The sequence below is a fragment of the Plasticicumulans acidivorans genome (assembly GCF_003182095.1).
GTDB lineage: Bacteria > Pseudomonadota > Gammaproteobacteria > Competibacterales > Competibacteraceae > Plasticicumulans > Plasticicumulans acidivorans.
Genome location: NZ_QGTJ01000005.1, coordinates 182,132 through 190,798, shown reverse-complemented (window position 1 = coordinate 190,798; position 8,667 = coordinate 182,132). Strand labels below are relative to the sequence as shown.

5 protein-coding genes are annotated in these 8,667 nt (G+C 60.7%); all 5 read right to left on the bottom strand.

Translation table 11 applies throughout. The features are described from left to right. Position 1 precedes the first annotated feature (1 nt). Positions 2-1,192, bottom strand: a complete 1,191-nt coding sequence (tuf, locus tag C7443_RS10235; RefSeq protein ID WP_110018509.1) for an elongation factor Tu — start codon at positions 1,190-1,192, stop codon at positions 2-4. A gap of 25 nt (positions 1,193-1,217) precedes the next feature. Continuing rightward, on the bottom strand, positions 1,218-3,311 hold the full coding sequence (gene fusA, locus C7443_RS10230; RefSeq protein ID WP_110018508.1) for an elongation factor G: 2,094 nt from the start codon (positions 3,309-3,311) through the stop codon (positions 1,218-1,220). An 18-nt stretch (positions 3,312-3,329) separates the two neighbouring features. After that, positions 3,330-3,800: a 30S ribosomal protein S7 gene (gene rpsG, locus C7443_RS10225; RefSeq protein WP_110018507.1), complete on the bottom strand. Its 471-nt coding sequence runs from the start codon at positions 3,798-3,800 to the stop codon at positions 3,330-3,332. Between the two features lie 57 nt (positions 3,801-3,857). Beyond that, complete coding sequence (gene rpsL / locus C7443_RS10220; RefSeq protein ID WP_110018506.1) at positions 3,858-4,232, bottom strand: 30S ribosomal protein S12; 375 nt, start codon at positions 4,230-4,232, stop codon at positions 3,858-3,860. 197 nt (positions 4,233-4,429) lie between these two features. Further along, on the bottom strand, positions 4,430-8,647 hold the full coding sequence (gene rpoC / locus C7443_RS10215; RefSeq protein WP_110018505.1) for a DNA-directed RNA polymerase subunit beta': 4,218 nt from the start codon (positions 8,645-8,647) through the stop codon (positions 4,430-4,432). Positions 8,648-8,667: the final 20 nt, after the last annotated feature.

The window sequence follows — 8,667 nt, the reverse complement described above, 5'->3', positions numbered from 1 at the left end:
ATTACTCGATCACCTTAGCGACGACGCCGGCGCCGACCGTGCGACCACCCTCACGAATCGCGAAGCGCAGACCTTCGTCCATCGCGATCGGCGCAATCAGGCTCACCACCATCTTGACGTTGTCACCCGGCATCACCATCTCCACACCTTCCGGCAGCTCGACCGAACCGGTCACGTCCGTGGTGCGGAAATAGAACTGCGGGCGGTAACCCTTGAAGAACGGGGTGTGACGACCGCCTTCTTCCTTCGACAGCACGTACACTTCGGATTCGAACTTGGTGTGCGGCTTGATCGTGCCCGGCTTGGCCAGCACCTGACCACGCTCGACGTCTTCACGCTTGGTGCCGCGCAGCAGCACGCCGACGTTGTCACCCGCCTGACCCTGATCGAGCAGCTTGCGGAACATTTCGACGCCGGTGCAGGTGGTCTTGCTCGTCGGGCGGATGCCGACGATCTCGACTTCCTCACCCACCTTGACGACACCGCGCTCGATACGGCCAGTCACCACCGTGCCACGACCGGAGATCGAGAACACGTCTTCGATCGGCATCAGGAACGGCTTGTCGATCTCACGCTGCGGTTCCGGAATGTAGCTGTCGAGCGCGTCAACGAGCTTCAGGATCGACGGCACACCGATGTCGCTCTGGTCGCCTTCGAGCGCCTTGAGCGCCGAACCAACCACGATCGGGGTGTCATCGCCCGGGAAGTCATACGACGACAGCAGGTCGCGCACTTCCATCTCGACGAGTTCGAGCAGCTCCGGATCGTCGACCATGTCGGCCTTGTTCATGTACACGACGATGTAGGGCACACCGACCTGACGCGCCAGCAGGATGTGCTCGCGGGTCTGCGGCATCGGACCATCGGCCGCCGAGACCACCAGGATCGCGCCATCCATCTGCGCGGCGCCCGTGATCATGTTCTTGACGTAGTCCGCATGTCCGGGGCAGTCAACGTGCGCGTAGTGACGCACCGGCGATTCGTACTCCACGTGCGCCGTGGAGATCGTGATGCCACGCGCCTTTTCTTCCGGCGCCGCGTCGATCTGGTCGTAGGCCTTGAACTCGCCGCCGAAGCGCTCCGCGCCAATCTTCGTCAGCGCCGCCGTCAACGTGGTCTTGCCGTGGTCAACGTGACCGATCGTGCCCACATTCACGTGCGGCTTCGTACGAGAAAATTTTTCTTTTGCCACAATCAACTACCTCAAATCAAAAAGATCAGGACGCTTTCTTGATGACCGCTTCCGCGACGTTGTTCGGCGCTTCAGAGTACTTGGCGAACTCCATCGAGTAAGTCGCCCGCCCCTGCGTCGCAGAGCGCAGCGCAGTGGAATAACCAAACATCTCGGCCAGAGGCACTTCAGCACGCACGATCTTACCCGTGGGGGCATCGTCCATACCGTGAATGATGCCGCGACGACGGTTCAAGTCGCCGATGACGTCACCCATGTAATCTTCCGGCGTCTCAACTTCGACCTTCATCATCGGCTCAAGCAGCACCGGCTTGGCCTTGCGCGCGCCTTCCTTGAAGCCCATCGAACCGGCGATCTTGAACGCCATTTCGTTCGAGTCGACCTCATGATACGAACCGTCAAACAGCGTGACCTTGACGTCCACGACAGGGAAACCGGCGATGACACCGTTTTCCATCTGCTCCTGGATACCCTTGTCGACCGCAGGAATGTATTCCTTCGGCACAACACCGCCCACGATGGCATTGACGAACTGGTAACCGGCACCCGGCTCCTGCGGTTCGATCTTGAGCCAGACATGACCGTACTGACCGCGACCACCCGACTGACGGACGAACTTGCCTTCCTGCTCCACAGCACCACGAATGGTCTCGCGATACGCAACCTGCGGAGCACCTACGTTGGCTTCAACCTTGAACTCACGACGCATGCGGTCGACGATGATTTCAAGGTGCAGCTCACCCATACCTGAAATGATGGTCTGGCCAGACTCTTCGTCAGTGTGCACTCGGAACGACGGGTCCTCCTGCGCCAGCTTGTTCAGCGCAACACCCATCTTTTCCTGGTCCGTCTTGGTCTTCGGCTCAACAGCCACCGAGATAACGGGCTCCGGGAACTCCATCCGTTCCAGAATGATCGGCTTCTCGAGATCGCACAGAGTGTCACCCGTGGTGACATCCTTCAGACCGACGCCGGCCGCGATGTCGCCCGCGAGAACCTCTTTGATTTCCTCGCGGGTATTGGCATGCATCTGCACGATACGGCCGATACGCTCCTTCTTCTCTTTGACAGAGTTGAGGATCGTGTCGCCGGACTTCAACACGCCCGAGTAAACGCGGAAGAAGGTCAGTGTACCGACAAAGGGATCCGTCGCGATCTTGAAGGCCAGCGCCGCAAACGGTTCGGCATCATCTGCCCTACGCTCAGCCTCGCCGCCATCGTCCAAATGACCCTTGACCGGCGGGATATCAACCGGAGACGGCAGGTAGCGGATAACCGCATCCAGCATCGCCTGCACGCCCTTGTTCTTGAAGGCAGTACCGCACAGCGCCGGAACGATTTCACCGGCGATGGTGCGCTGACGAATGGCCGAGTGGATTTCGTCCTCGGTCAGTTCCTCACCGCTAAGGTACTTCTCCATCAGATCATCATTGGCTTCCGCCGCTGCTTCAACGAGGGTCTCCCGCCATTTCGCAGCCTCATCCGCCAACGCGGCAGGAATGTCACGCAGTTCGAAGCTCGTCCCCTGCGTTGCATCGTCCCAATAGATCGCCTTCATAGTGACGAGGTCAACGACGCCTTCAAAGGCATCCTCGGCCCCAATCGCGATCTGCAGCGGTACGGGATTCGCAGCGAGCCGCTCCTTCATCTGCTGCACGACACGCAGGAAGTTTGCGCCCGCGCGGTCCATCTTATTGACGAACGCGATGCGCGGAACACCGTACTTGTTAGCTTGGCGCCACACAGTTTCGGACTGCGGCTGCACGCCACCCACGGCGCAATACACCATGCATGCGCCGTCGAGCACACGCATCGAGCGCTCCACTTCAATGGTGAAGTCGACGTGGCCGGGCGTATCAATGATGTTGACCCGATGCTCATCGAACTGCTGTGCCATGCCTTTCCAGAAGCAGGTCGTAGCAGCGGACGTGATAGTGATACCACGCTCCTGCTCCTGCTCCATCCAGTCCATGGTGGCAGCACCGTCATGCACCTCACCGATCTTGTGATTCACACCGGTGTAAAACAGGATGCGCTCGGTTGTCGTGGTCTTGCCGGCATCGATATGCGCACTGATACCGATGTTACGGTAGCGCTCGATAGGGGTTTTACGCGCCACAGTGCAAATCCTCAGTGGTTACCAGCGGTAATGGGCAAAAGCCTTGTTGGCATCGGCCATGCGATGCGTGTCTTCACGCTTCTTCACGGCAGCGCCACGACTATCGGCAGCGTCCAGCAGCTCACCGGCGAGACGGCGGGCCATGGACTTCTCTCCACGCTTGCGGGCGGCATCGATGATCCAGCGCATCGCGAGGGTGTTACGACGCACCTGACGCACTTCAACAGGCACCTGATAAGTCGCACCGCCCACGCGCCGCGACTTGACCTCGACGGCAGGACGCACATTATCCAGAGCCTGCTCGACGACCGCCATCGCATCCTCGCGACCCTTCTCGCTGATCGCGTCGATCGCGCCATAGATGATTTTTTCGGCAACTGACTTCTTGCCGCGCTCCATCACCATGTTCATAAACTTGGCAAGCATCTCAGAACCGAACTTCGGATCCGGCAGAATGGAGCGCTTGGGAACTTCTCTTCTTCTCGGCATGGCTTGACTATTACCTGAATTCTGGATTGATACCGGCTAATCGTGAGCGGGGGAGGATCAGGACTTCGGGCGCTTTGCGCCGTACTTCGAACGCCCCTGGCGACGCTTCTGCACACCCGAGGTATCGAGACTGCCGCGCACCGTGTGATAACGCACGCCTGGCAGATCCTTCACACGTCCGCCGCGAATCAGAACGACGGAGTGCTCCTGAAGGTTGTGGCCCTCGCCACCGATGTAACTCGTCACTTCCATACCGTTGGTCAGTCGCACGCGCGCGACTTTTCGCAGAGCCGAGTTCGGCTTTTTCGGCGTGGTGGTATAGACGCGGGTGCACACTCCACGGCGCTGCGGGCAGCTGTTGAGCGCCGGAACAGCACTCTTTTCCACCTTGCTCTTACGCGGCTTGCGAACCAACTGGTTGATTGTTGCCATTGTGACTCCTGGACCTCGAATACATGACGACAGGCGGCTCGCCAGCCCGCAGTCCGCCAAAGGCGCGCGATGATAGGCGTGGGGCCCAACACTGTCAAGTTGACGGCAAGAGCATGCCGTTGAATGTCAAGACGTTTGCGAACAACAAGACGAGAGAACCGGAGCGATCTCGCAACGAGACGCTCCGGCTCACCGGATCACTGATCGCTTTCGACCTCTGAGCCAAAATCCGCCGTGCCGAACTCCGCTGTACTGAACTCACTGCCGAAGCCCTTCGACGGAGCCGGCATCGTGCGCCCGCCACGGCGATCCGCGTGATACGCAAGGCCGGTACCCGCCGGAATGAGACGGCCGACGATGACGTTTTCCTTGAGGCCACGCAGATCATCGCGGGAGCCACGCACGGCGGCCTCCGTCAGAACACGCGTCGTCTCCTGGAAGGACGCTGCGGAGATAAAGGACTCAGTGGCCAGCGAAGCCTTGGTGATACCGAGCAGCATCGGTAACCACTGTGCAGGACGACCATCCTGACTTTCCCCGCGAACGCGGTCATTTTCTTCGAGCACACGCGTGCGCTCGACCTGCTCGCCCTTGATGAAGCGGGCATTACCCGGATCGGTCACTTCGACCTTGCGCATCATCTGGCGAATAATCACCTCGATGTGCTTGTCGTTGATCTTCACACCCTGCAGGCGGTAGACGTCCTGAATCTCCTTGACCAGGTAGGCTGCCAGGTCACGGACACCACGCAGGCGCAGGATGTCCATCGGGTTTGGCTCACCATCCGCCAGCACTTCACCGCGCTCGACGAACTCACCCTCGAACACGTTGACGTGGCGCCACTTCGGGATCAGCTCCTCGTGCGTTCCGCCATCCTTGTCGGTAATGACCAGACGCTGCTTGCCCTTGGTGTCCTTGCCAAAACTGATCGTGCCGGAGATCTCGGCGAGGATCGCCGGCTCCTTGGGCTTGCGCGCCTCGAACAGGTCGGCGACGCGCGGCAGACCACCGGTGATGTCACGCGTCTTCGACGACTCCTGAGGAATACGCGCGATGACGTCACCGACATGCACTTCGGCGCCATCGACCAGATTGACGATCGCACCGGCCGGCAGCGGATACTGCGCATTCAGATCGGTACCCGCCAGCTTCAAAGGCTGTTCGCTGGCATCGACCAGGCGCACCGTCGGCCGCTTGTCCTTACCCAGCGATCCGCGCTGCTTCGGATCCATCACTTCGAGGCTCGACAAACCGGTGATCTCATCAGTTTTGCGCTGGACGGTGACACCTTCCTCGAATTCGATGAAGCGCACCCGGCCCGCCACTTCCGTCACCACCGGATGGGTATGCGGATCCCAGTTCGCCGCCACCTGGCCGGCCTCGACCGCATCGCCTTCCTTGATCGTAAGCACCGCACCGTAGGGCAGCTTGTAACGCTCACGCTCACGACCGGCGTCATCCATGACGGTCACTTCGCCCGAACGTGAGACGGCGACCAGATGCCCGTCCTGGTTGGTGACAGTCTTCAGGTTATGCAGACGCACACGCCCCTTGGCCTTGACCTGCACGCTGCTGACAGCCGCGGCACGCGAAGCCGCACCACCGATGTGGAAGGTACGCATCGTCAGCTGCGTGCCCGGCTCACCGATCGACTGCGCGGCAATGACGCCAACCGCTTCACCCGTATTGACGCGATGGCCGCGGGCCAGGTCACGGCCATAGCAGGCCGCGCAGACGCCATAGCGGGTCTCACAGGTGATCGGGCTGCGCACCAGCACGCGATCGATGCCGTTTTCTTCCAGCACCTCGACCCAGTGCTCGTCGAGCAGTGTGCCGGCCGGCGCGACCACTTCACCGGTTCCCGCCTTGCACACGTCCTCGGCCACCACACGTCCGAGCACGCGCTCACGTAGCGGTTCGACGACATCGCCGCCTTCGACGATCGGCGTCATCAGCAGGCCGTCGTGCGTACCGCAATCAGGCTCGGTGACCACCAGGTCCTGTGCCACGTCGACCAGACGACGCGTCAGATAACCCGAGTTCGCCGTCTTCAGCGCGGTATCGGCCAGGCCCTTGCGCGCGCCGTGAGTCGAGATGAAGTACTGCAGAACGTCCAGGCCTTCGCGGAAGTTTGCAGTGATCGGCGTCTCGATGATCGAGCCGTCAGGTTTGGCCATCAGGCCGCGCATGCCGGCAAGCTGACGCATCTGCGCGACGGAACCACGCGCGCCGGAGTCGGCCATCATGAACACCGAATTGAAGGAGTCCTGCTCGACCTCCCTGCCTTCGCCGTTGACGACCTTCTCCTTGCCGAGGCCACGCATCATCGCCCGCGTGACTTCGTCATTGGTGCGTGACCAGATATCGACGACCTTGTTGTAGCGCTCGCCGTTGGTCACCAGACCCGAGGCATACTGATCCTCGATCTGCTTCACCTCGGCTTCAGCCCGGGTGAGGATCTCGGCCTTCTCGACCGGAATCTCCATATCCATGAAGCCGACCGAAGAACCCGAACGCATCGCGTAGTAGAAGCCGGTGTACATCAGCTGGTCGGCGAAGATGACCGTATCCTTCAGACCCAGCCGGCGATAGCACTGGTTGATCAGTCCGGAAATCGTCTTCTTCTTCAACACCTGATTAGCCAGCTCGAACGGCAGTCCTTCCGGGAAGACTTCGAACAGCAGCGCGCGCCCCACCGTGGTTTTGACACGGCGCAAAACCTTCTCGCGCGTACCATCCGCGTGGATCTGGGTTTCGACGATGCGCACTTCGATCCTGGCCTGCAATTCAGCCTGCCGAGTCTCGTAGGCGCGGTGCACTTCCTTGGTGTCGGTAAACAACATCCCTTCGCCACGGGCATTCACCCGCTCGCGGGTCATGTAATACAGGCCGAGCACGACGTCCTGCGACGGCACGATGATCGGCTCGCCGTTGGCCGGGCTGAGGATGTTGTTGGTCGACATCATCAGCGCACGCGCTTCGAGCTGCGCCTCGATCGACAGAGGCACATGCACGGCCATCTGGTCACCGTCGAAGTCGGCATTGAACGCCGTGCAGACCAGCGGGTGCAGCTGAATCGCCTTACCTTCGATCAGGACCGGCTCGAAGGCCTGGATGCCAAGACGGTGCAGCGTCGGTGCGCGGTTGAGCATCACCGGATGCTCACGGATGACCTCTTCGAGCACGTCCCAGACTTCCGGCTGCTCGCGCTCGACCATCTTCTTCGCCGCCTTGATCGTCGTGGCAACGCCGCGACGGATCAGCTTCGAAAAGATGAACGGCTTGAACAGCTCAAGCGCCATCTTCTTCGGCAGACCGCACTGATGCAGGCGCAGCGTCGGTCCGACCACGATGACCGAACGGCCGGAGTAGTCGACACGCTTGCCGAGCAGGTTCTGGCGGAAACGCCCCTGCTTGCCCTTGATCATGTCGGCCAGCGACTTCAGCGGCCGCTTGTTGGTGCCGGTGATCGCACGCCCCCGGCGACCGTTGTCGAGCAGCGAATCCACCGCTTCCTGCAGCATGCGCTTCTCGTTGCGCACGATGATGTCTGGCGCGGACAGTTCGAGCAGACGCTTCAGGCGGTTGTTGCGGTTGATGACACGGCGGTACAGATCGTTGAGATCCGAGGTGGCGAAGCGGCCACCGTCCAGCGGCACCAGCGGGCGCAGATCCGGCGGTAGCACCGGCAGCACCGTCATCACCATCCATTCCGGACGGTTACCGGAATCGATGAAGGACTCGATCAGCTTGAGCCGCTTTGACAGGCGCTTGAACTTGGTTTCCGAGGTGCAGTCGACCAGCTCCTCGCGCAGCTGCGTGGCAAGCTCCTGCAGATCCATGCTCTTGAGCAGCTCACGCACGGCCTCGGCACCCATGCGGGCGTCGAAATCGTCGCCGTACTGCTCAATGGCGTCCAGATACTGCTCATCACCCAGCAGCTGACCGCGTTCCATCGGCGTCAGCCCGGGATTGATGACGACGAAGGATTCGAAATACAGCACGCGCTCGATGTCGCGCAGTGTCATGTCGAGCAGCAGGCCAATGCGCGACGGCAGTGACTTCAGGAACCAGATATGCGCAACCGGCGAGGCCAGCTCGATGTGGCCCATGCGCTCGCGGCGCACTTTTGCCAGCGTGACTTCGACGCCGCACTTCTCGCAGACCACACCGCGGTGCTTCAGACGCTTGTACTTACCGCACAGGCACTCGTAATCCTTGACCGGCCCGAAAATCTTGGCGCAAAACAAACCGTCGCGCTCAGGCTTGAAGGTACGGTAGTTGATGGTCTCAGGCTTTTTCACCTCACCGAAGGACCAGGCTCGGATCATGTCCGGCGAGGCGAGACCGATGCGGATGGCATCGAAATCGTCGAGGGTGTCCTGAGACTTGAACAGGTTCAACAAATCTTTCATCTCGTGACCGCTCTTGAAAT

What these genes read in the sequence shown, in the direction of transcription:
- rpsG (WP_110018507.1), bottom strand. Translation starts at nt 3,800, where the DNA reads ATGCCGAGAAGAAGAGAAGTTCCCAAGCGCTCCATTCTGCCGGATCCG.
- rpoC (WP_110018505.1), bottom strand. Translation starts at nt 8,647, where the DNA reads ATGAAAGATTTGTTGAACCTGTTCAAGTCTCAGGACACCCTCGACGAT.
- rpsL (WP_110018506.1), bottom strand. Translation starts at nt 4,232, where the DNA reads ATGGCAACAATCAACCAGTTGGTTCGCAAGCCGCGTAAGAGCAAGGTG.